General features: G+C 64.8%; 23 protein-coding genes and 3 pseudogenes. 19 read left to right on the top strand and 7 right to left on the bottom strand.

Annotated elements, in window-relative coordinates:
• Positions 1-12: 12 nt before the first annotated feature.
• On the bottom strand, positions 13-162 hold the full coding sequence (locus tag ACQP1G_RS42620; protein WP_433195872.1) for a hypothetical protein: 150 nt from the start codon (positions 160-162) through the stop codon (positions 13-15).
• Positions 163-370: 208 nt separating this feature from the next.
• A complete protein-coding gene (locus ACQP1G_RS42615) occupies positions 371-841 on the bottom strand; it encodes a YybH family protein (protein WP_433195870.1) in 471 nt (156 codons plus the stop codon).
• 253 nt (positions 842-1,094) lie between these two features.
• Here ACQP1G_RS42615 and ACQP1G_RS42610 point away from each other — a divergent pair, with 253 nt between their 5' ends.
• The 7 genes and pseudogenes from ACQP1G_RS42610 to ACQP1G_RS42580 all read left to right on the top strand — a co-directional run bounded on the left by ACQP1G_RS42610 (position 1,095) and on the right by ACQP1G_RS42580 (position 5,352).
• Positions 1,095-2,009, top strand: a complete 915-nt coding sequence (locus ACQP1G_RS42610) for an NAD-dependent epimerase/dehydratase family protein (RefSeq protein ID WP_433195868.1) — start codon at positions 1,095-1,097, stop codon at positions 2,007-2,009.
• 114 nt (positions 2,010-2,123) lie between these two features.
• Entirely contained in the window at positions 2,124-2,528 is a 405-nt protein-coding gene (locus ACQP1G_RS42605; protein ID WP_433195866.1) for a Dabb family protein, read from the top strand.
• A 22-nt stretch (positions 2,529-2,550) separates the two neighbouring features.
• Positions 2,551-3,099, top strand: coding sequence for a hypothetical protein (locus ACQP1G_RS42600; RefSeq protein ID WP_433195864.1), 549 nt, complete (start codon positions 2,551-2,553; stop codon positions 3,097-3,099).
• On the top strand, positions 3,096-3,329 hold the full coding sequence (locus tag ACQP1G_RS42595) for a hypothetical protein (RefSeq protein WP_433195862.1): 234 nt from the start codon (positions 3,096-3,098) through the stop codon (positions 3,327-3,329). The genes ACQP1G_RS42600 and ACQP1G_RS42595 overlap by 4 nt, the downstream gene beginning before the upstream one ends.
• A 258-nt stretch (positions 3,330-3,587) precedes the next feature.
• Complete coding sequence (locus ACQP1G_RS42590) at positions 3,588-3,956, top strand: nuclear transport factor 2 family protein (protein ID WP_433195860.1); 369 nt, start codon at positions 3,588-3,590, stop codon at positions 3,954-3,956.
• A gap of 149 nt (positions 3,957-4,105) precedes the next feature.
• Positions 4,106-4,931 (top strand): annotated as a pseudogene (locus tag ACQP1G_RS42585) (IS5 family transposase).
• A gap of 13 nt (positions 4,932-4,944) precedes the next feature.
• Positions 4,945-5,352, top strand: coding sequence for a hypothetical protein (locus tag ACQP1G_RS42580; RefSeq protein WP_433209563.1), 408 nt, complete (start codon positions 4,945-4,947; stop codon positions 5,350-5,352).
• A 44-nt stretch (positions 5,353-5,396) separates the two neighbouring features.
• Here ACQP1G_RS42580 and ACQP1G_RS42575 read toward each other — a convergent pair.
• Positions 5,397-5,675 (bottom strand): annotated as a pseudogene (locus ACQP1G_RS42575) (DUF4238 domain-containing protein); the annotation flags it as partial.
• Positions 5,676-5,944: 269 nt separating this feature from the next.
• On the opposite strand from ACQP1G_RS42575, the gene ACQP1G_RS42570 reads away from it, so the two are divergent.
• Positions 5,945-6,394, top strand: coding sequence for a GNAT family N-acetyltransferase (locus ACQP1G_RS42570; protein WP_433195858.1), 450 nt, complete (start codon positions 5,945-5,947; stop codon positions 6,392-6,394).
• 541 nt (positions 6,395-6,935) lie between these two features.
• Here the strand turns inward: ACQP1G_RS42570 and ACQP1G_RS42565 are convergent.
• Positions 6,936-7,949: a hypothetical protein gene (locus ACQP1G_RS42565; protein WP_433209560.1), complete on the bottom strand. Its 1,014-nt coding sequence runs from the start codon at positions 7,947-7,949 to the stop codon at positions 6,936-6,938.
• 90 nt (positions 7,950-8,039) lie between these two features.
• A pseudogene (locus ACQP1G_RS42560) lies at positions 8,040-8,246 on the bottom strand (helix-turn-helix domain-containing protein); the annotation flags it as partial.
• Between the two features lie 306 nt (positions 8,247-8,552).
• Between ACQP1G_RS42560 and ACQP1G_RS42555 the strand changes: the two are divergent.
• The 10 genes from ACQP1G_RS42555 to ACQP1G_RS42510 all read left to right on the top strand — a co-directional run bounded on the left by ACQP1G_RS42555 (position 8,553) and on the right by ACQP1G_RS42510 (position 19,061).
• Positions 8,553-9,854: a nucleotide sugar dehydrogenase gene (locus ACQP1G_RS42555; protein WP_433195856.1), complete on the top strand. Its 1,302-nt coding sequence runs from the start codon at positions 8,553-8,555 to the stop codon at positions 9,852-9,854.
• Entirely contained in the window at positions 9,851-10,879 is a 1,029-nt protein-coding gene (locus ACQP1G_RS42550) for an NAD-dependent epimerase/dehydratase family protein (protein WP_433195854.1), read from the top strand. The genes ACQP1G_RS42555 and ACQP1G_RS42550 overlap by 4 nt, the downstream gene beginning before the upstream one ends.
• Before the next feature lie 32 nt (positions 10,880-10,911).
• Positions 10,912-11,604 (top strand): polysaccharide deacetylase family protein, encoded by a 693-nt coding sequence (locus ACQP1G_RS42545; protein WP_433195852.1) that lies wholly within the window; start codon positions 10,912-10,914, stop codon positions 11,602-11,604.
• Between the two features lie 4 nt (positions 11,605-11,608).
• On the top strand, positions 11,609-12,838 hold the full coding sequence (locus ACQP1G_RS42540; RefSeq protein WP_433195850.1) for a glycosyltransferase family protein: 1,230 nt from the start codon (positions 11,609-11,611) through the stop codon (positions 12,836-12,838).
• Complete coding sequence (locus ACQP1G_RS42535; RefSeq protein WP_433195848.1) at positions 12,835-14,022, top strand: N-acetylglucosamine-6-phosphate deacetylase; 1,188 nt, start codon at positions 12,835-12,837, stop codon at positions 14,020-14,022. The genes ACQP1G_RS42540 and ACQP1G_RS42535 overlap by 4 nt, the downstream gene beginning before the upstream one ends.
• Positions 14,019-15,125 (top strand): Gfo/Idh/MocA family protein, encoded by a 1,107-nt coding sequence (locus tag ACQP1G_RS42530; RefSeq protein ID WP_433195846.1) that lies wholly within the window; start codon positions 14,019-14,021, stop codon positions 15,123-15,125. Before ACQP1G_RS42535 ends, ACQP1G_RS42530 begins: the two co-directional genes overlap by 4 nt.
• Positions 15,122-15,871 (top strand): 5-deoxy-glucuronate isomerase, encoded by a 750-nt coding sequence (locus ACQP1G_RS42525; RefSeq protein ID WP_433195844.1) that lies wholly within the window; start codon positions 15,122-15,124, stop codon positions 15,869-15,871. Before ACQP1G_RS42530 ends, ACQP1G_RS42525 begins: the two co-directional genes overlap by 4 nt.
• A gap of 67 nt (positions 15,872-15,938) precedes the next feature.
• Positions 15,939-16,706 carry an SDR family oxidoreductase gene (locus tag ACQP1G_RS42520; RefSeq protein ID WP_433195842.1) on the top strand — a complete coding sequence of 256 codons (768 nt, stop codon included), beginning with the start codon at positions 15,939-15,941 and terminating at the stop codon, positions 16,704-16,706.
• A 59-nt stretch (positions 16,707-16,765) separates the two neighbouring features.
• On the top strand, positions 16,766-17,887 hold the full coding sequence (locus ACQP1G_RS42515) for a glycosyltransferase (RefSeq protein WP_433195840.1): 1,122 nt from the start codon (positions 16,766-16,768) through the stop codon (positions 17,885-17,887).
• Between the two features lie 109 nt (positions 17,888-17,996).
• Entirely contained in the window at positions 17,997-19,061 is a 1,065-nt protein-coding gene (locus ACQP1G_RS42510; protein ID WP_433195838.1) for a phosphotransferase enzyme family protein, read from the top strand.
• Positions 19,062-19,127: 66 nt separating this feature from the next.
• Here ACQP1G_RS42510 and ACQP1G_RS42505 read toward each other — a convergent pair whose 3' ends face one another.
• Both ACQP1G_RS42505 and ACQP1G_RS42500 read right to left on the bottom strand, forming a co-directional pair.
• Positions 19,128-19,508, bottom strand: a complete 381-nt coding sequence (locus ACQP1G_RS42505) for a DUF397 domain-containing protein (protein ID WP_433195836.1) — start codon at positions 19,506-19,508, stop codon at positions 19,128-19,130.
• Positions 19,505-20,377, bottom strand: coding sequence for a DUF5753 domain-containing protein (locus ACQP1G_RS42500; RefSeq protein WP_433195834.1), 873 nt, complete (start codon positions 20,375-20,377; stop codon positions 19,505-19,507). The genes ACQP1G_RS42505 and ACQP1G_RS42500 overlap by 4 nt, the downstream gene beginning before the upstream one ends.
• Positions 20,378-20,626: 249 nt before the next feature.
• Between ACQP1G_RS42500 and ACQP1G_RS42495 the strand changes: the two genes are divergently transcribed.
• A complete protein-coding gene (locus ACQP1G_RS42495; protein ID WP_433195833.1) occupies positions 20,627-21,073 on the top strand; it encodes a hypothetical protein in 447 nt (148 codons plus the stop codon).
• Positions 21,074-21,119 lie beyond the last annotated feature (46 nt).

Here is a 21,119-nt window from a genome sequence, read left to right as displayed (position 1 = left end):
CCGTCCGGGCGATCACCGCGACCGTGCCGGCGGGCAATGCGGGAAGGATTCGTCCCGCACCCAGTCGTCGATCGGCTCGAGCAGCTCGTAGGTGTCGATGATCAGCACCCGCCGGCGGAAGGTGGCCGGCGCCGGAAGGGATCCCGGCACCAACCGGTACATGTCGGCCGTCGACCCTGACCGGGTCGGCGCCCTCGGCGGGCGGCAACGTCGGCGAGAACGTCGAGCAGCGTGCTCTTGCCGATGCCGCCCGGTCCATGCAGGAACAGAACGCAGGTGGCGCCCAGCATTGACCGGAACAGCTCGATCTCGCCGGTGCGCCCGGCGAACGCGCGCCGTCGTAGTTCATTCAACCGCTGGCCGATGACTGTCACCTGCCGACGTTGTCGCTACGTTCCGCTTCCCACAGTGGCAGGCGGAATGTCGCATAGGTGTATTTGCCGGTGATGCGTCCGGCGTGGTCGAAGTGAAAGACGTCTAGACCGTGCCATTGCAGCCGTCCGCCGTACCGGAGGCCGGCAAACCAGCGGAGCGCCGGTGTCGCCCGGCGGCCGTGAGCACCGGTCAGATCCAGTCGGCACGCCCAGCGAATGGTTGCGCGGAGGCGTGCCTCGTCGATGATTTTGTCGTAGACGTCGAAGGTCATGGCCCCGTATCGCCCGGCGAACTGCGGTGCGAACTCGGCCCGGATTGCGGCGAGCCCCCGCCGTTCCGGGCCTCGGCCGGGCAGGTATCGGGCGTCGTCGGCGAAGAACGACATGACCCGGTCGAGGTCAGAGTCGTTGAAGGCGGCCACGAAGGCATCGATGGTCCGGCTCAGATCAGAGGAATTGTTGGACATGGGATATCGCCGCTCCATTGACTGTCGGGTTCGGACGAACGGCGGCCGGCATTAACGGAACGCCATGCCATCTGACAAGAGAACGATGTTTTGACAGTGTTAGAAAATTCTAGCCCTGCCAAAGCACGGCGAGTCGCCGCTAGCGTCGTGACTCGTGCGGCGTCACCAGCACACGAATGGGCAACCAGTCGGCGACCCTTGCCCTGAATCCGAAGCGAATCCTGGCAGCCGCCCTTTCTGAAAGGAGCTCACCATGGCCATGCACGTCGTTATCGGCGCCGGTTCCATCGGCACGAACGTCGCTCGCCTGCTCATCGACCGTGGCGAGAGCGTCCGCATTGTCACGCGCCGCGGCTCGGGCCCAGAGTATCCGGGCGTCGAACGCGCTGCCGCCGATGCCTCCGATCCGGTCCGGCTAGCCGAACTTACTCGTGGCGCGAAGGTGATCTATCACTGCGCGAACCCGCCCTCCTACACGATGTGGGAGCAGATGTTGCCGCCCATCCAGGATGCGGTGATCTCGGCGGTGAGAGCGAACGACGCAGTGCTGGCAATCACCGGCAGCATGTACGCCTACGGCCCGCAGCCCGGCGGCATGATGAACGAACACACCCCGATGGCCGCCACCGGGCACAAAGGCCGTCTCCGTAAACGGTTGTGGGAGCAGGCCCTGAACGGCGAGATCCACACAGTCGAGGTTCGTGGCTGCGACTACATCGGCCGGGACTCGAACGGTCTGTACTCCGTGGTCATCGAGCCGGCGATGAAGTCAGGCCGAGCGGCCTGGGTGCCCGCCGACCTGGACGCACCGCACACCTTCACCTTCAACGGCGACATGGCCCAGGCCTTGGTCACCCTGGGAAACGATGAGCGTGCGTGGGGCCAGGCCTGGCACGTGCCGTCGCCGCCGGCGATCAGCATCCGCGAGCTGGCGCAGCGCTACGCCGCCGCGGCCGGTCGGCCTCCGGTCAAGCTGATACCGATGCCCCGCGCGGCCATGCGGACAGCCGGGTTGTTCGTGCCCGCAGCCCGGGAAATGGCGGAAATGGACTACCAGTGGTACTCGCCGTTCCTCATGGACGCATCGAAAACAGCTGACACATTCGGCCTCGCCGCCACCGACCTGAACATCATCATCAGTGATCAGGTGAGCGCGGCCAGGGCTTGATTCCGGCCCCGGATAAACCAGCCCGGCAGTGGTTCGGGCGCCGTGCTCGTAACAGAAACCTGCGGGATCGCCTCGAACGGCAATTCCCACCGGAACAAAGCGATAGGAGTATTCGTGATCTACCACATCAACCGCGCCAAGGCCAAGGCCGAGGTCACGCCCGAGCAGATCGAGGCTGCCCTGGAGAGCTGGCGCAACCAGGGACGGTCGAACCCGGCTGTCAAGTCCTTCATGGTTGGTCGCGATCTCGGCGGCGACTTCGACTACAGCTGTGTCTTCGTTGTGGAGGACCTCGACGGCCTCTACGAGTACCTGACCCACCCCGCGACCATCGGGACCGACCACTTGGGGCTGGCGCTGCTGGAGCGCCTCGACATCTTCGACATCAGCGACGACGACGACCCGGACCTGTACGCGAAGATCGAGGAACTGCACCGCCGCCGCAGCGCCCTGAACCCGGAGATTCCCGGCATGCTCTCGGACGTCCCCGACTTCCGCGGCGCCGGCGCGGACGACTGATCCGCACGCTCACGGTCGGCGGGTGCGCGCCACACGGCGCATGTGGGATTCGCCGTTGTCGTGGGGCTGCCTCGTCAGCGGCGCGGTGCTGCTCGCTGCTTTTGTGGTCTGGCAGCACCATGCCGAATATCCGCTGCTGCCACTGCTGATACTCCGCGACCGTGACCGAATCGCCTCCTTTGCCTCGGTGATAGTGGCAGGGATCGGCATGTTTGCTGTTTTGCTGTTCGTGACATATTTCGTGCAATCAACACTCGGATACTCGCCAGTCAGAACCGGTGTCGCCTTCCTCCCGATGATCGCTACGCTAGTTTTGGCCGCGCAGCTGGGAAACAACGTGTTCGTGCCGCGGCTCGGTCCGAAAGTCATGGTCCCGCTCGGCATGGTGCTCGCAGCGATCGCGATGGTGCTGTTCACCCGGCTGCAGGTGGACAGCGGCTACACCGCAGGCCTGCTGCTGCCGCTCGTGTTCATCGGGGCCGGGATGGGAACGATCATGCCCGCATCGGTGTGCAGGCCGCGACGCTCGGAGTGGAGCCGCAGTACGCCGGCGTCGCGGGTGCCCTCGTGAACACCAGCCAGCAGGTCGGCGGGTCCATCGGAACGGCGCTGCTCAACACCGTGGCGACGACCGCCTCCAGCGCCTACGTTGCCGCCCACGGCCCATGGACGACCACGATCGAAGCGGAGGCCGCAGTGCACGGGTACGCCGTGGTGTATCGGTGGTCGGCCGGATTCTTCCTCTTCGGCGGCGGCCTCGCACTCGTGCTCTTTCGCCGCCGGGTCCGGCCCGGCGGATGACGGTCCGCAGTCGTTCCGACTCCTCCCGATCCTCAGATCGACCGCTCCCGTACGAGCGGTCCGCCGGGATACGAGATAGTGGCTCGGCGTGCTCGAAAATCCACGACTTGGAGTCGTGCCCGGCGAAGAGGAACCGACCTCGGCAACTCATTTTATGAGCGCTGCGGAACTGGACCATCGGTAGGCAACTCAGTCAGGGCCCGAGACGGCCATGGCTGGGATCGAATGACAGGCAGCTTTGAGAAGGGGTAATTTTCTGTGCAACCGATCGACGCGGTAGGCCGCCTGCGCGAAGCCATCAATTCGCATTCGGCGCAGCGGGTGGCCGACTGCTTCACCGCCGACTACAGGGCGGAGGTTCCGCACCGTCCCACAGACAGTTTCACTGGCCGGGGCCGTGTTCTTGCCAACTGGACCTTGATATTCACCCGGGTTCCCGACCTGCAGGCAAGGGTTGTACGGACGGCGGTGTCCGGATCCGAGATATGGTCCGAATGGGAAATGAGTGGGACTTCTCTGGAGGGGCTGCCGGCACTTATGGTTGGGCCCGTAGTAATGACCGTCCGCGACGGCCGGATCGACTGGACTCGTTTCTATGTGAGTCCGGTGCCGCCGCTCTCGTCCTGACAGGGCGGTCATGGACTGTTTGGGTTGATCTATGCGTTGGGTCCGGTTGGAGATCGTTCTGCGGGTTCAGGGTAGATAGTGATCACTCGATGGCGTGAAAGGTGAACATCGGTCACGTCGGGCGTGCTGGCTGCCCGGTTGGGCTGGTCATGAGCGTGCGTAAGTCGTATCGCAGCGACGTGACCGATGAGCAGTGGGCGTTGATCGGCCTGTTCCTGCACGCGTGGAGAGCCAAGCGGGTCCCGGTCGCCGGCCGCCAGGGCGAACAGGATCTCCGGGAGATCGTGAATGCGATCTTGTATCAGAACCGGACCGGCTGCCAGTGGGCGTACCTGCCGCACGACCTACCCCAGAAACCGGTGACTTACTACTATTTCGCGGCGTGGCGTGACGACGGCACCGACCAGGTGATCCATGACCTGCTGCGCTGCCAGGCCCGCCAGAAAGCCGGCCGGACCGAGGATCCGTCCGCGGTCATCCTGGACACCCAGTCGGTCCGGGCCGCGAACCACGTTCCAGCCGCGACGACCGGCAAAGACGCTGGTAAACGGGTGCCTGGCAGGAAGCGGGGCCTGGCTGTGGACGCTCTCGGTTTGATCATCGCGGTCGTGGTCACCGCCGCGAGCGTCACCGACAACGCCATCGGGATCACGCTGCTCGACCAGGTCGCCCGGCACACACCGACGGTGACGGCGGCCATGGTCGATGCCGGGTTCAAGCAGGATGTCGGCGTGCACGGCGCCGTGCTGGGCATCGACGTGCAGGTCGTCAAACGATCCGACACCAAGCCCGGGTTCGTGCCGGTCAAGGTGGATAGTGGAGCAGGTCTACGGCACGTTGATGCTGCATCGCCGTCTGGTGCGCGAGTACGAGACCAAGCCCGCATCATCGGTGTCGCGCACATTATGGGCGTCGATGGCGAACATGGCCCGCCGGCTGACCGGCACCACCACCGCGACCTGGCGAAACGCGTAAAAAGGGCCTGCCGGTGCACCTCGCCACGATCCTCGACCTGATCACCGAACGCGAGACCACCGCGGCCACGACCGCCGGACAGTTGCGCGAGCAGATCAGCCTGCTATCGGCCGAACTCACCCGCATCGACCGTGAACTGGCCGACCTGGCCACCACCCGCAGCACGCTGCACGAGCTGGCCGCGACCGAGTTCACCACCGACGACCCGACCATCATCAGCGCCGCCTACCAGCAGATCCTCACCATCCTGCGCACGGCGCCCGACGGGATGCGCGCCAAAGACATCTGCCTCGCCCTCGGCATCGAACCGCTCCCGAAACACGTCGAAGGCACCCGCGCCAAGCTGAAACGTCTGGTCAGCCGCGAAATCCTCACCGAAGACAAGCCCGGGATATTCACAATGATCCAGAAAAGGACGTAATCTCCGTAACCGCCCTCTGAGGCCGCGAACGAGTTGTTGAGCCGCTTCAGGACCGCAGCGCCGCGAGCCTCCACCACGCTCAGCACCTCTTCGAAGGTGGCATCGAGCTGCCCGTCGGTGGCGAGGAATGTGTAGAAGTCCGTGATCCCCACATCGCGGATGTTTCGGATGCCTTCTTTGCGATCATGCTTGGACTTCACCCAGACTCGGCCGTTGCTATCGGCCCACTTCTGCAGCATGAATCGTGGAATGACGTGGTGTCGAGACCCGACCTTGCCGAGGCGATCGACAGTCCGAAACCACTCCTCGTCGATCTTCGTCATCAGATAATTGGACCACTGAGGTCCGACAGAACTCGAACGGATTTTCGCGACGTCTCTTCACACCGACCGTAGCCAATGGCCCTGGCCGGGCAGATTACGCACGGCCGTCCCGACCCTTGATCGCCTCGGCGGCCAGTGTCGTTGTGCGGCTGCGAATCTCGGCTTAAGGTTCCCAAATGGGAAGTCCCGCGCGATTGACTCTGTGTGAGTGGGCAGCCTGTGATCGCGAGACTCAGACCCGGGTGTTTGGCTGGGCTAGTCACGAACTGATGCCCGCCCACGCGTCGCAGGCGATGATGGCGTTGTCGGTGGCGCGGACGCTGCGGCCCGAGATCCGGCTCCAGGACTGCCTGGCGGTGCACAGCTGGGTGGCCTATGACGGTCAGCGGCCGGTGGCGTTTATCTCCGCTGAGCTGTCGAGGTGGCGTCGGCCGGAGGTGTTCTCGCCGAGCGAGTCGTTCAGCGAGCCGACAGGGCCGTGGATGTCCTTCTCGACGCTGGTTGATCCCGAGTTGTGGGGCCGGGGGTACGCGGGTGCAGCCAAGATGGCCGCGTGTGAGCGGCCCATGGCGGCGGCCGCGGAGGCTTTCCACGTCTGCATCCGTGACGACAACGCGCGCAGCCTGTCGGCGATCGTCAAGCTCACCGGCATCGAGGACATCGGCACCTCCGTCGACGACGGTCACCAGTGGCGGCATTTTCGATGGCGACACAGCTGACTTCAGTCAGGGCAAGTGAGCGATAATGCCGCTGAGCGGGTGATCGTGGCGGTTGAGAGCGCAGGGGAGTTGAACCGGCCGCGACTCAATGTTGTTGTTTTGCAACAAGTTCAGTGAAGCGGGGCATCCTTGATCGAAAGGGGGCGGGGTGTGACGCGCTTGCGTCGGTCGGCCCGGTTGTCCGGCGCGGACGGTCGCATTTGCTCGGTGCGCGTTCCCATGTTCGATGTGCCCTACAAGAACAGCGTCTGACCTGAGGTTTCTCAATGCGACTATTCCGGTATTGTCCGGAAAATCCTGTTGACCTGCGGAAACGCTGTCGCAGGTTTGTGCCCTCGGCAGGGCGTGTCGAACATGGGAACGGGGATGACCTGCGGTTTTCGGGTGGGCAGTTGGTGGTCGAAGCGGATTACCAGCTGTAGTGACGGTGGTGCCTGTTGTTCTTCTGGGTTGTCTCGACGGGGTGCTGCTGGCCGAATGGATCGATGCTTGGCCCGCCCAACCGAGGATAGTTCTCAGGCTTGATTCGGATACGGGCCGCTCAGGAGGCGGCGGCTCGGCTGGTTAACGCGTCGAAGCGGGTCCGGAACTCGTTGGCGTCGGTCTTGGCGCTGGCTATGACCAGGGTTCTGACGGGGCGGAGTTCGGACACCAGTCGTGGTGATCTGACCGCGCCTTCGAGCATTGTCAGTGCGGTGAGTCCTTCAGCAACCGCGGTGTGGGTGTCGCCGAGGTGAGCCAAGGAGGCTGCGTAATACACGCGGTAGGAGGCTTCGTCACGTGGTTGTAGTTGTTGGGTTCCGATGGTTTCGTGATAGATCGTGGCCGCTTTGTCGTGCTGGCCGAGGTAGACCCTGGCTTTGGCTTCGGTGGAATGGATCTCGGCCTCGGTGACGTAGAGCAGCCAGGGCGGGTCGTCGGGGTCGTCGAGTCCACGATCGGCTTCGCGCCATGCGTGAGAGATGGCTCGCTCTGCCTCTCGGGAGTCGCCGACAGCTGCGTGGGCGACTGCTTCGCGGGCGGCATAGAGCGCTTGGAGTCGTGACGAGGGGACGTGTCGGCAGATGTCGCTGGCGCGGAGGCTGTATTGAAGCGCTTCTTGCATGCGTCCGTCGCCCCAGGCTTCCAGGCGAAGGTCGTCGACGGAGTTTGCGCGTAGGTCGGCGTCCCCGGCGCGTTCGGAGAGAACTAGCCCGTCGAGGGTGCATGTGCGGGCGGTCTTGAGCCGTCCGGAGTCGAACGCTAGCCATCCCGCGCAGTTGGCGAGTCGCCCCGTGACTCCAGCGAGTTCAGTGCCTGTGCGGGCACCGTATTCGCCGTGGTCGAGCAGTTGTCGCGCACGCCGGTATTGGGTGAGGGCGACGTCGACGAGTCCGCCGCTGCCGCCTGCGCTGTCCATCTCCCACAAATGGTCGACGACGCGGCCGAGGTACTCGATGTGGTCGCTGCCGACCTTTACTGTGTCAGTTGGTGTTGCTGCCCCAGCGACGGCGGGAAGAGCCGTCGCGGCCATCGCTGCGCCGAATAGGGTCATCCCGAATTCTCTGCGGTCCACGTCGTCGACTCCCTCGCTGTCTGTGTCTTCGATGGTGCCTTCATCGGTGGTTCCCAGCAATACGGGCAGTAGTTTCCGCCGGGGAATGCCAAGGGCGTCAGCAACTCGCACAAGTTCGCGAATGTCGTGGAGGGTCTGACGCTCGCCGCGTTCGATCCTGCCTGTGTTGGTGCGGTCCCAATTTACCAGCGCTCCGAATCCGGCCTGTGTCAAGCCTTGTGCCTCGCGGAGCAGCGCGAACGCTGGCCCTAGTTGGTGCTGGGCAAGCAACAGCCGGAACCTCGGTGAGTCCCACATAAAGATTCTGGCCTGTCCGGTCATCACCAGTCCCTGATCTGGATCGATCCTGCTGCACCAAATGTAGGCGGTCGCAACCGAGTAGCGCGCTCAGATGTGCCAATGTGGCACATCGATTTCGGGCCGCAATGGCTGTCGCATCGCCCTCGGGGGTAGGCGCAGCCTTAGCAGATGGAACACGAGCTACTCGCCGTATCCGCCAGCGACGCACCGATGGACGCGGGGTCGAACGATGTCCTGAAAGCTGCGCACTCATTGTCGGAGGTTCACCAGCACCAGATCCTCGGTCCCCCTCATGATTCGGCAGTGCTCGCACGGAAAACTGTTGTAACGCAGGCCCTTTCGGTTGTGGTCGTGGGTCAGGGCTATGTGGGTCTGCCGCTGGCTGTGCTGGCTGCTCAGAGGGGACACCGTGTCGTGGGTCTGGACAGCGACGAGCGGCGGATCGCGACTTTGGCCGTCGGGAGGTCACCGGTCGAGGATGTCAGCGACGAAGAGCTCAAGCCATTGCTGCGCGATGGACGGTATCGGCCTACGGCTTGTCCAGCGGATGTGGCGGGCTTCGATGTCGCGGTGATCGCGGTGCCGACGCCCCTGACTCACGGCATCCCCGATCTCTCCGATGTGCTCGCTGCTGGGCGCACACTGGGACGTTACCTGCGCGAGGGAGCGTTGGTGGTGCTCGAATCCACCAGCTATCCCGGCACAACCCGTGACATGTTGGGCCGGGTACTCGAGGATGTTTCCGGTTTGCGGATCGGAGAGCAGTTCGTGCTGGGTTTCAGCCCTGAGCGCATCGATCCGGGGAACCGGCGCTGGACACTGGCGACGACGCCGAAGATTGTCTCAGGTGTAGATGACCGGTCGCTGGAGCGCACCGCTGACTTCTACGCTGGCTTGGTCGATCGTGTCGTTCGGGTCGGCCGGTGTGAAGAGGCCGAACTAGCTAAGTTGTTGGAGAACACCTTCCGAGCGGTCAACATCGCATTGATCAACGAGCTGGCCGAGCTGGCGCGAGACACCGGGCTGGACCTGCGTGCGGCGTTGACGGCAGCGGCGAGCAAACCGTTCGGGTTCATGCGCTTCGATCCAGGGCCTGGTATCGGGGGACACTGTCTGCCGATCGACCCGGCCTACCTGTCATGGTGGGCGGCCCAGGCACGGGGACAGGGATCTCGTCTGATCGATCTTGCCGCGCAGATAAACAGCGCCCGCCCCAGCTATGTAGCCCGCCGAGTGAAGCAGGGCTTGGTCGGCCGAGGTCAGGACGTGGTTGGCGCGCGGATCCTACTGCTGGGTTTGGCCTACAAACCGGGCAGCAGCGACATGCGCGAATCCCCTGCCCTGGAGGTGGCCCGCCAGTTGACGGCCCTCGGCGCGCACGTGCGCGCGGCGGATCCACATGTCGCTGCGGCTGGCACCGCCGTGTTCGCAGGGATGGTTCTGGTGGAGGCTGACGCGCAGGAGTTGGCGGACGCGGATGTCGTGGTCCTGCTGACCGATCACGACTCCTTCGACTACGAGCGGATCATCGCGCACGCCGGATTCGTGTTGGATTGTCGTGGCCGCCTATCCGATGCCGCGCCTGCGATAGTGGAGCAGCTGTGAGGGCCGGGCTGCGGGTCACAGTTACCGGCGGCGCGGGGTTCATCGGGTCGAACCTGGTCGGGACGCTTCTGCGGAATCCGGCGATCGGCAAGCTCACTGTCATCGATGATTGTTCGACCGGGAACACCCGGTCACTGGGCACCGACCTTACCGAGGTCGACTTCCGGCTCGGCAGTGTCCTCGACGCCGACCTGTTGAACCAGGCGGTGGCCCGCGCGGATGTGGTCGTGCATCTGGCTGCGCTGGGGTCGGTTCCCCGGTCGATGCTTGCTCCACTGAACAGCCACCACGCGAACGCCACCGGGACCTTGCATGTGCTCGAGGCCGCGCGCAATGGCGGTGCCCCTTTGGTCGTGGCGGCATCCTCCTCGTCCGTCTATGGAGCGCAGCCGCAGTTGCCCCGAGTCGAGGACAGCCGACCGATGCCTGTGAGCCCGTATGCGGTCACCAAGCTCGCGAGCGAAGCGTATCTGAGCGCGTATCACGCGAGTTTCGGGCTGGAGGTGCTTCCGCTGCGGTTTTTCAACGTCTATGGTCCTCGCCAGCGTGCTGGTCACCCCTATGCGGCAGTGGTTCCGAGATTCATCGACGCAGCCCTGTCAGGTCAGCCGCTGTGCGTCCATGGCACCGGAACCCAGTCCCGCGATCTGACCTGCGTCGACACCGTCTGTCAGGTGATCACGACCGCAATCATCGACCGCGTGAGTTCGCCATGGCCGGTGAATCTGGCGCTCGGCACGCGCACCACAGTGCTCGAACTGATCGACGTGCTCGCTGAACTGCTCGATGTCGCGATCGAGATCGAGCACGTGGCACCGAGGCCCGGCGATGTGGCCCACTCCCAGTCCGACCCCACTCGGTTACGCGACCTGTTTCCGGGAATCACCGCAGTCCCGCTACGAGACGGTCTGGCACGAACCATCGCCTGGCACCGCCAGCAACGTGCGAACTCCCACGACCTCGCAGCCGGGCCTTCTGCGTCGTCAACACGACCACACACCCAGGGACGCCCATGCACATCTTGATGTATCACCTCGTAGAGGACTTGACCCACCCGATGGCCGTGCCAACAGCCCGGTTTCGCGAACAAATGCAACTGCTGGCCGAGGGCGCGTACCGCGTGCTCACCGAAGACGACCTGCATGCCTTCCTCGACCATGGGATCGAGCCTCCAGCTAACGGAGTGCTGATCACATTCGACGATGGCTACGCCAACACCATCACCACTGCGCTGCCGATCCTCGAAGACCTCGGGTTGCCAGCACTGATGGCAGTGTGCGGGGGCTACCTCACCGACGACCTTCCCCGCCGCGTTCCACACCTGGTCCAAGAGATGGCCGATGTCGCCCAGGTCCAGGCATGGATCGGCTCCGGACGGGACATCGCGGCTCACGGCTACACCCATCAACGCCTTACCGGTGTCAGTGATCTGGCGCTGCGGTGGCAGACCGCAGGAGACCGCGAAGTACTCACTGACGTGCTCGGCCGCACACTCCGAACGTTCGCTTACCCGTACGGCGCCTGCGACGCACGTGTGCAGCGAGCTGTCGCCGAGTTGTATCCGGCGGCACTGTCCACCGACGAGCACCACCGCGTCGACCTGCACCATCCTCACAATCTGCCGCGCATTCAGATCGACCCAGGGTGGAGTCTGACCGCATTTCAGACAGCGCTGGACAGCGACGCCGACCCCGCTACCGCGCAGCGCGCCGCACGGTGCGCTGATACAGCCCGATCGAACCCGGAGTGATCCGATGAATCCCGCCCCACGCAAGGTCGCGTTGTATTGGCACAACGGCCGCAGCCTCGGCCACACCTCGAGAACCGCGAAGGTCGCCCGCTACCTGCTGCGATCCCCCGACCTGTACTCGGTCGCCGCGGTCACCGGCGCCTACCGAGGGCTGGACCTGCTCCCAGCCGAGGTCGACATCGTCAAGATCCCGTCATTCGCGAACTTCGACGACCCGACCGGGTGGAACCTGCGCCCACGGCTGGCCGTCGACCACGACACCCTCAACCGGATTCGCACCGATCTGATCACGACTTTCCTGCGTCACTACCAGCCCGAGGTGTTGATGAGCGACCACATTCCCCGTGGCACCGACGACGAACTCGTTCCCGCGTTGGAAGCTGGCTACGCCCGCCACGCGGTGCTCAGCTTGCGCGGGGTGTTGTTCGACCGGGCCAAAACCATGCGCAAATACTTCGGGGCGCACGGGCGCGGTCCATGGCTCCTGGATCACTACTGCCAGTTCAACGTGCACACCGATCCCGAGATATTCGACCTGGCCGCCTATTACGACATTCCGCAGGAGGCAGCCCAGCGGCTGCACTACACCGGTTATCTGGCCGAACCGGTCACCTACACCCGTGAGCAGGCACGCGCGCTTCTCGACATCGACCCCGACCAGCGGTTGCTGGTTGCTGCGATGGGCGGCGGTCAAGGTGCCGGAGCGATATGGCGGGCGCTGTCCTCGGCGCTGGACGCAAGCCGAGAACTGTTCGATCGGGCGCTATTGGTGACCGGACCCTACCTGGAACCCGCTGATCAGAAGGCCCTGTGCCAGCACTGGGACAGCGATCCAGCAATCGAAATCCGCACCTACGAGCCCGATTTGCTGCCGTGGATGCGTTCGTGCGACCTGTTCATCGGCGCTGCCGGAGCGAACATGCTCGGAGAAGTGCTGGCCACCGACGCCAACGCGGTCGCCATTCCCCGGCAAGTCCGCGAGATCGAGCAGCAGGCACACTCCCAGCGTCTCCACGACCTGGGGCTACTGCGCAAGGTCGAGCTTCCGCAGGCTCTCGGTGGCGCTTTGGACACCCTGATTCCCCGCGCGCTGAACGATCCGCTGATCCCGAATGGAACCCGGTATCTGTGGGACGGCGGCGCCTACGATCGACACCTGCCCGGCGGCCCCGCCGGTACGAGGTGCGCCTGCGCCACAACGGCGAGCGGCCCGCGATTGGGGCCGCCAGCATGAGCGCCACACACAGCGGCTGCGCGATCGTGCACTCCGGCACCGTCATTCACCCAGATCGTGCACATGCCGACCTCGGCGAGGTAACGGTCTGCCGGGGTGTCATCGCAGACAGCGACTGCCGACATGACCCTGTGATCATCGACGCCAGCGACTGCCTGGTCAGTCCCGGCCTGGTCGATGTGCACCTGCATGGTGCCCTCGGCCATGATCTGACCGAGCCCGACGCCGTCATCTGGCAGCAGATCCTCAGCACGCATCTGCTTGCCGGAACCACCACCGCGATGGCCACCCTTGCGAGCACAACACCGGCGATCACGGCTGCGGCGCTGGCCACCGCCGCCAGCCTCCTCGCCGAACAGCAGACCCCAACACTGGCCGGAGTACACCTGGAAGGCCCCTGTCTGGCAACCAGTCAGCGCGGTGCCCACGAACGCACTCACCTGCGTTCGCCCTCCACGTTGCTCACCGAACTCACACCACTTCCACCGGCGCTGCGGATGGTGACCCTCGCGCCGGAACTTCCCGGCGCCGATGAACTGATTACCTACCTGACCGGCCACAGAATCCACGTCAGCGCAGGTCACAGTGCCGCCACCGAAGACCAGCTCGCCCACGCCCAGCGCCTCGGCCTGTCACACCTCGCGCACCTGTGGAGCGGCCAATCCACCTTGACCCGCCCGAGCCTGCGGCGAATCCCCGGCCTGCTGGAGGCATCGCTGGCATCTGAGGACCTGACCGCCGAAATCATCGCCGACGGCCATCACTTGCCCGCCACATTGCTGAAAATCGCGTTGCGCTGCCTGGGACCTCAGCGGTTGTGCCTGGTGTCGGACGCGACAGCCGGAACCGGCCTGCCAGCAGGCCAGAGCTTCCGCGTCGGGGCCACCACGGGGCGTGTCCACGACGGCTACGCCGCCACCGAAGACCACACCAGTCTGTGTGGCAGCGTTACCCCGCTCGCGGTCACCGTTGCTCGCATGCGCACCTTGACCGGCGCCACCGTCGAGGACGTAGTGACGATGGCAACCGCCACACCGGCCCGTGTGGCTGGTCTGTACCCGCGCAAAGGCAGCCTGCACACCGGAGCCGACGGCGACGTCGTCGTCTTCACCCCCGACTTGTCGGTCCGCGCAGTTCTCCTTGCGGGCCGACAAGTCACCACCGACTCGAAGGTCGCCTCATGACTGCCGCGCTGCGGGTCGTGCTGATCGGTGCGGGAGCGCGAGCCCAAAAGCTCTATGTTCCATGGCTTTCCGGGCAACCACCGTTCCCCTCGGATGCTGCGCGCCCGGTGGCCGTGCTTGACGCCGACCTCGACTGTGCACGATCACTGGCCGCAGATCTGCCCAGCGTTCTCGCCACCCGCCCACCTGATCTGGAACGCGTCCTGGCCGACACCCGCCCGGACCTGGTGGTCGTCGCGACCCCAGATGCCACTCACCGCACGTACGCGGAGCGGGCACTGGCCGCCGGGTGTTCGACCCTGGTCGAGAAGCCGCTAGCCACCACCATCGCTGATGCTTCCGCCCTCGTCCGAACTGCCGACGCTTCGCCCGCACGACTGCTCGTCGCCCACAATCTTCGCTTCACCAACATCCACACCCGAGTCCACCAACTGCTGAGGGAGAGACGTATCGGGACCGTGGTCAGCGCCGATTTCCACTACACCCTCAACCATTCTCATGCTTACAGCTACTTCACCCGCTGGCACCGCACCCGAGCTGCTTCCGGTGGCCTAGAAGTCACCAAGGCCAGCCATCACCTCGACCTACTCACCTGGTGGCTCGCCGCGCGACCCGTTGCCGTCACCGCCGTGCTCGAGCACCGCCACTACCGCCCCGGCGCACCGAACATCCCACCCGACAGCGACATTCACGACACCATCCACGCACTCATCGAATACAACTCCGGCGCCACCGTCCATTACGAACTGACCGTGAATGCGCCCCGCGACGGCTACACATGCACGCTGCACGGCACGGAGGGAACCTGCAGGATCCGCTACGACGCCAGATCCGGACCCCACATAGTGCATCTGAACACGCTCACCGACCACATCGGTGTTCGTCACCGGCTCACCCGCGAGGACGGCTCACACGCGGGCGCGGACCGGCGGATGCTCGCCGCTCTTCCCACAGCCCTCGCACCCGACGCCGCACAGCAGCACTTCGCCACCGCCGCTGAGGCGGCAATGGCTGTCGCGACCGGCGTCACCATGCACAACGCCTCCAGCCAGAGCCGCCGCCTTCCCATTCCCCAGCCAACTACCACCGGAGAGCCGACATGAACGCTCGAACCGTCCGTACACCCAACGGCCTGGACCTGACCTCCCACCACCTCTCGCCTGGCCAATGCGTCGAGCTGTCCGCCCGACCGCACCAGGAGACCGCACTGATCCTGATCTGCGGGCAGCTCACCGCCGCACTGCCTGACGGCCAGCACACCATCGACCGGGCAGATCCCTTCACCGCGCCCGCCGTCGGCTGGTATCTGCCGCCCGCCGTCACCACCACCGCAATCGCCGGGGCCGCTGGTGCCGACGTGATCGAAGTCCACGCACCCATCACCGGTCCTGTCCCCGCCACACCAATCACCACGATCACCATGGGCGAAGCGGAGGTGCGCGGCAGCCGATCCTGGCAGCGCCATGTCACCACAGTGCTGCAGCCACCGCAGACATCCAGGCTGCTGCTGGGTGAAACCCTCGCCCTGGACGGCCGGTGGTCGACCTACCCGCCGCACCGTCACCAGCACAGCGACCCGCCACGTGAGACCGCACTGCAAGAAGCATTCGCCTTCCGAGTCCACCCACCCAGCGGCTTCGGTGTTCTTCTCACCTACGACCAGACCGTCGAAGACGCCCGCGCCACCGTCCTCACCGACACCGGCCTAGCGACCGTCACCCACGGCTACCACACCATCGCCGCCGCCGCCGGACACGACCTCTACTACCTGTGGGCTGCGCACGGCAGCACCGACACCCACTTCGCCCTGCACACCGACCCAGCACACGCTTGGCTCCTGGACTGCTGACCACACGCGACCATCACATCCGCGTGAACCGATTCCGATCATCCACTCTCGAAGAAAGGCAACACTGTTGAGTACAAACGCCCCCCGCGGCCTCGCCGTCGTCACCGGAGCCAGTGTCGGTATCGGCGCCGCTACCGCCGAAGCCCTGCACACTGCCGGATACGCCGTAGTCTCTGCGTCCCGCAGGCTCGAGACAATCCCGGTCGCGGCCACCGGCATCACCACCCACCACCTCGACGTCACCGACGCCGACTCCGTCGCCGCGCTAGCCCGCACAGTCAGCGAACACCCCGCGCCGCTGACCCTGCTGGTGAACAACGCTGGCATCCCCACACCCGCCGCGACGATTGCCGACAGCGACGTCGCCGACTGGCGTGCCAACTACGACACCAACGTCATAGGCAGCCTGCAGACCAGCCAAGCCCTGCTGGCTCAGCTGATCGACAACCGCGGCCACATCGTGTTCATCGGCTCCACTGTCGGGCGCGTCGCCTACGAGCGCGGCGCAGCCTATGCCGCCAGCAAACACGCCCTCGCCGCCCTCGTATCGACACTGCGCCTGGAACTAAACGGCCAACCCGTCCGGGTCACCGAAATCGCGCCCGGCATGATGCGCGGCGACGAGAAAGGCGGGGAATTCATGCGAGCCCGCTTCGGCGGCGATCAAACCGCCATCGACGCCGTCTACCAGGGCGTCGAACACCCACTCACCCCCGCAGACATCGCCGAATGCGTCCTCTGGTGTGCCACCCGACCCGCCCACGTCGACATCGACCTCATCGAAGTACGCCCCCTCGCCCAAGCCGCCCAGCACAAGGTGCACCGCACCAGCTGACCTCCAGTGCCGGGGCTCCCACCCGGAGCCCCGGGCTGGCCCAGTCCTCGGAGACCACCATGCCTTCCACACACGTCGTGCTGATCTTGCGCCACTTCACCGTCGGCGGCCTCGAACGCGTCCTACTCTCACACACCCGCCTGCTACTGACCGCCGACTACCAGGTCACCGTATGCGTCCTGGATCCTGGTCGCGACAACGCGCTCGTCGCGGAACTGCCCGCACAAGCCCGCCTGGTCATCGCCCCTCGCAACCGCATAAGCCGCCTGCTGTTCCTCGCCGACCTCGTCCGGGGCAACACCGTCCTGCTCCAATTCGGCGACGGCCGTCTCTACCCGTCCATCCGGCCCGCGCTGCGCGCAGCGCACAGCGTCGTCCGGTTCTGCCACTCCGACTACTCCCACCTGCGCAGCCGCACCAAAAACCTCCTCGACCGCGCCCTGACACGGTACGAGGACCGCATCATCGCGGTCGGGGGCCGCTCCACGCGTTTCCTGCTCGACGACGTCGGTGCCCCGGCAAGCAAGGTCACCACCTTGACCAACGCAACCGAACCACGTAGCGCACCGCCACCAGCACCAGTGTGGCCATGGGCCACCGACCCCTACCTCGTCGCCGTCCAGAGCCTTTACCGTCACAAAGGCCACGACAGCCTGCTACGCGCCTTCGCCCACGTCATCGGCCACACCCAACAGACGCTCCGTCTCGTCGTCATCGGCGACGGAGACCAAACCATCGCGCTGCGCCAACTGGCCGACCGTCTCGGCATCACCGATCACGTCATCTGGCTCGGCGCTGTATGGCGACGAGACCTGGTCGACAGCATCCTGGCCGGAGCGGTCGCATTCGTATCGATGAGCCGGTTCGAAGGAGTCCCGATCTCGATCCTCGAAGCACGTCAGCACGGCCTACCACTGATACTCACCGACATCCCCGGCCATCGCGACGGCGCTGGCACCTCACCAGCTGTCTTCACCCCCGTCGACAACACCGAAGCCTTCGCCGACGAAATCCTGACCCTCCTCGCAACCGTCGGCTCCCCAAAACCGCACTACCCCAACGACACCGAGCAACTCACCCTGGACTGGCAGCGCTACAGCAACAGTTTCCTCACCATCATCGCCGAAGCCAGCGGAACCACACGCGTCCACGCCTCACAACCGAACACCACCCACGCCTGACCGACCAAACATCGACAGCTCGCACCCATTGCCCCAGGTACGCCGGTCCTGACGCGGAAACGTGTAATCTGCGCCCATCCGGCCCCGCCCCACGCCGAATACTCGACCCATGAGGAAGCCCGTGCCACTCACGCCCTTCTCTGACCTCGACCACAACCAACAGCTCGATCTGCTCGAACAACTGACCCGCGCCGTGCTGCCGGAGCACTACGACATCGACGGCGCGGAACTGCTCATGCAACTGCAGCAATACGAGGACAACGCCGTCTGGCGGGTCACCCCAGCAGGTGGCGACTCATACGTGGCACGGCTGTCGATCCGCGACGGCCGACCCGCCCACCAGCAACGCAGCGAAATGCGGTGGCTCGAAAGCATCGCCGCCGCTCATACCGTCACCGTCCCCGAACCGATCATCACCCGCACCGGCCACTACGTCGTTCCCGTCGAGGTCCCCGGCCACGACCAGCCCGCCACCCTCGCGGTGCTCCACTGGGTCCCCGGTACCGCCGAACCGTCCTACCAGCAGCCCGGCGTCGCCGAGGACATGGGTACAGCGACCGCCTACCTGCACGACAACGCAGCGACCGTACAGCTCGCGGACTTCGACCGACCGGTCTGGGATGTAGAGACCATCCTGGTCAAAGGCGCCGCCCTAACCGACGTCGCTGCGCGTGAGCAACTGGGTGCCGACGGCCTCGCGACCCTTCGAGAAGTGGCCGACCGGATCGCACCCGTCTTGTCCGACCTCGCCGGCGCCGACCACACCCGCATCCATGGAGATCTGCACCGGGAGAACATGATCGCGCTGCCCGACGGCGGTGTCGGTGTCATCGACTTCGACGACTGCGGCACCGGCCACCCCATCCTCGACATTGCCACCGTGCTGTCCTCGATCCACCGGATCGCCAGGGCCGAACCCGGCGCCTACGACGAATTCGCGCGCCGCTTCCTGCGCGGCTACACCCGGGTCCGCCCGTTACCCGCCGATTTCAACGCACTGTTCGAGCCGTACCTGCTTCTGCGTGACACCTTCGTGCTCAACTTCGTCACCACCGCGATCACCGTCAACGCGGCCGTCGCGGAATGGGGACCAGCCCGAATCGCAGGGATCCTGGCGAACATGCGGAATTATCTTGCCGGACAGCGATATCCAGGAGCCCTCCCAGAGCACTAACCATGCATGTCGGGTGGCTCTCCGGCCACCCGACACCTACATCCCAGCAGCAGTCGTCGTCGTCAGCTACACCCAGCTAGCAGCGAATTCGCCCGCCGCAGTACCTGCGACGAAGGCATCCCATTCGGAGGCGGCGTAGATGAGAGCCGTGCCCACCTCATCGCGGAGTATGACGTCTCCAGTGTCGGCGTCGTGCTCGACAGTGGGGATGCCGAGTACCGTGTGGTCGTCGGTGAGATCGCCAGTGACGATCCCTAGGAAGTGCGGCCAAGAGTGTGCAGGAACTGCGATGATCGGCTGAAGCGTGGCGGCGCCTTGGTATTTGCTATCGCGGACGAGCACCACGGGGTTGTCGTCGAAGGAAACTTCGACACAGGTTGTCGAGTCCTTGGAGAATGAAGACTTGAACCAGCCGTTGCCAGCTGGAATGACGTTTGTGCTGCTCATGAGGCTGATCCTAGCTCAGCTGCGGCCTGCTCGATCAGAGCGAGGGACTCCTGCTGGTCGAGTGCCTGGGATTGTGCGTGACCGAAGACGGTGGTCAGGTTATCGATCTGTGTCGGGTCTTCGATGACTTCTCCAACGACTGCCGATTCATGCCAGGCCAGCGGCGACACCTTGGGTCCGGGGAAGTCCAGGATATGGAAACCAGCTCCGCCAAGGATGGCCCCGCTTGGGCTGGTGTACGGCAATATTCGAATGTCGAGGGTGTCGGAGTGGCTGTTGATGACCCCGATCAGGTGCTGGAGCTGTTCGCGCAATATGACCGGGTTGCCGATCTGTTGATGTAGCGCAGCTTCGCTGACCACAGCAGCGAGACGCAATGCGTCGGGCTCATCGAGCCGCTCTTGTCGTCGCATTCGGGCCGCAACCCGTTGGCGGACTTCGGGTTTCCGGATGAAAACCGAGTCCGATGTGATCAGATGGCGGGCATAGTCCTCGGTCTGGAGAAGCCCTGGGATGAGCAGGCTTTCGAATGTGCTGATCTCTTCGGCGCCATACTCCAGGCCCCACAATCGCATCTGTTGTTCGTTGAACAACCCCGCGTATTCATCCCACCATCCGCGTCCCTTCGCGATAGCACGGAGGCTGAGCAGTTCATCCTGCTCCTCGCCGTCGAGTTCGAGGAGCTCGATGAGCAGCTTCAACTTCTCCTCGGTCAGGACGCGCTGCTCCTTCTCGATCTTCGGCCAGTACGTGGTCGCGTAGCCAAGTCTCTTGGCGATGGTCGGGCCGGTTATGCCGAGTTCGGTCTGCCGTCGACGAAGCCGTTCGAATAGCTCCCACCGGGCGACGGTAGGCGAGATGGGCGTCAAAGCTGTGGAGCCTCCTTCCGGGATTACACCTTTGTGAGTACGACTCTAACACTCAGTCTACCTGGCGAATCTCAGATGTCATTTCATTTGCTGTCGCATCTTGACAGTGATCTAAGCGTATATTTATCGTCGCATGTGTCAGCGGCCACGTCAGCGGACCGACCACAGCCAGCAAGCAGGGGTGATGACCATGCAGTGCGTTTCAAGACGGAGTGCGGATCCGACTACCGCCGGGCAGGTGAGCTTCGGATGAGCACATCGAGCCATGCAGACAAGGCGATCGAGCTGTGCGGCTATTACCGGCAGGTATGTGGGCTGGATGCGTTCGTGCGTGATGGCGTCGGCCCGATTTTTCTGCGGGTCGGTGGGGCCGGTGCCGTGAGGATGCCCGCGCCGTTGGGGCGGCGGGTCCGTGACCGGCTGGTAGTGCAGGGCCCGATTGTGATCGAGATCGACGGCGGGGCTCGGGCCTGGTGGACGATGCTGACCGGCGCTGTCGGGCATCACTTGTGGGATGTGGCTACCTTCGGGATGCTGTCGGCCGTCGAAGCGTGGCTCGTGCCTTACGGGCACGAGGTCCCGTTGCCGACGCCACGCGACGGCCAGTTCCGGTGGCTGGTGATGCCCAAGGATTCTTATCGGCCGCCGCCGAATGACGTGATTAATGCGGTCCGTGCGTGCAGGGGCGAATGGTGAGCCCCGATACCGGCCCCGTTGGTTTGCGGTCATCGCGGCCGGGGGT

The sequence above is a fragment of the Nocardia sp. CA-107356 genome (assembly GCF_050946365.1).
In the GTDB taxonomy this organism is placed as follows: Bacteria; Actinomycetota; Actinomycetes; order Mycobacteriales; family Mycobacteriaceae; genus Nocardia.
Note: the sequence above shows the minus strand (reverse complement) of the source record. Positions and strands in the feature narration are given on the sequence as shown.

Excerpts from the sequence above, each read along its gene's own strand:
- ACQP1G_RS42515 (WP_433195840.1), top strand. The coding sequence starts at position 16,766 with ATGCCTTCCACACACGTCGTGCTGATCTTGCGCCACTTCACCGTCGGC.
- ACQP1G_RS42495 (WP_433195833.1), top strand. The coding sequence starts at position 20,627 with ATGAGCACATCGAGCCATGCAGACAAGGCGATCGAGCTGTGCGGCTAT.
- ACQP1G_RS42570 (WP_433195858.1), top strand. The coding sequence starts at position 5,945 with ATGCCCGCCCACGCGTCGCAGGCGATGATGGCGTTGTCGGTGGCGCGG.
- ACQP1G_RS42615 (WP_433195870.1), bottom strand. The coding sequence starts at position 841 with ATGTCCAACAATTCCTCTGATCTGAGCCGGACCATCGATGCCTTCGTG.
- ACQP1G_RS42530 (WP_433195846.1), top strand. The coding sequence starts at position 14,019 with ATGACTGCCGCGCTGCGGGTCGTGCTGATCGGTGCGGGAGCGCGAGCC.
- ACQP1G_RS42535 (WP_433195848.1), top strand. The coding sequence starts at position 12,835 with ATGAGCGCCACACACAGCGGCTGCGCGATCGTGCACTCCGGCACCGTC.
- ACQP1G_RS42620 (WP_433195872.1), bottom strand. The coding sequence starts at position 162 with ATGTACCGGTTGGTGCCGGGATCCCTTCCGGCGCCGGCCACCTTCCGC.
- ACQP1G_RS42505 (WP_433195836.1), bottom strand. The coding sequence starts at position 19,508 with ATGAGCAGCACAAACGTCATTCCAGCTGGCAACGGCTGGTTCAAGTCT.
- ACQP1G_RS42545 (WP_433195852.1), top strand. The coding sequence starts at position 10,912 with ATGGCCGTGCCAACAGCCCGGTTTCGCGAACAAATGCAACTGCTGGCC.
- ACQP1G_RS42540 (WP_433195850.1), top strand. The coding sequence starts at position 11,609 with ATGAATCCCGCCCCACGCAAGGTCGCGTTGTATTGGCACAACGGCCGC.
- ACQP1G_RS42510 (WP_433195838.1), top strand. The coding sequence starts at position 17,997 with ATGAGGAAGCCCGTGCCACTCACGCCCTTCTCTGACCTCGACCACAAC.
- ACQP1G_RS42525 (WP_433195844.1), top strand. The coding sequence starts at position 15,122 with ATGAACGCTCGAACCGTCCGTACACCCAACGGCCTGGACCTGACCTCC.
- ACQP1G_RS42610 (WP_433195868.1), top strand. The coding sequence starts at position 1,095 with ATGGCCATGCACGTCGTTATCGGCGCCGGTTCCATCGGCACGAACGTC.